At 40.5% G+C, this 519-nt stretch carries 1 protein-coding gene; it reads right to left on the bottom strand.

Annotation, left to right across the window (positions count from 1 at the left end; genetic code table 11):
* Nucleotides 1-446: tRNA isopentenyl-2-thiomethyl-A-37 hydroxylase MiaE (miaE, locus tag ACS8FD_RS24535; RefSeq protein WP_439277763.1), on the bottom strand; the 446-nt coding region annotated here is incomplete at its 3' end.
* Between the last annotated feature and the right edge of the window lie 73 nt (nt 447-519).

The raw sequence follows: 519 nt of genomic DNA, 5'->3' as shown, positions 1-519 counted from the left end.
ATTAACACATCTACCATAGCAGCTGGCTCATAGGTACGTTTATGCTTTAACAGACCTTTAGCATAACGGCCAGCACTAAGATATATCCAGTCTTGACCACGCTCATTCATAATACCCAGTACTTGCTCGTAGTGCAGCATCTCCTCACGTATCAGCTGTGCCAATTTACGCTGTAAATCATAAGAAAACTCGTAGCGAAACAACAAGTTCATGGCAGTCCCTGCTGCTTTTTTTTCGCAGTTGGCATGGTCTTGAATGATAAGTGGTAAGTTTGTGATGGCAGCGTCTACCCAACTTTGTGTGGTTCGACTACCCAAGAATTCGTAAATAGGGGACAGATCTACCTTTATAGGTGTTCGTAATTGGGCAATAACAATACTATCGTCGTTTTGATTGTCAGGGTCCTGCAAAATATCATTGTCTATATTATTTGGTAGATCACTCATGAGGTTCTCGATTACTGGCTATTAACATCTCAATTTTATTTTGAACTGACTGTAGTTAGCGCTATTATAGCTA

This window comes from Psychrobacter sp. 1U2 (assembly GCF_051847575.1).
Note: the sequence above shows the minus strand (reverse complement) of the source record. Positions and strands in the feature narration are given on the sequence as shown.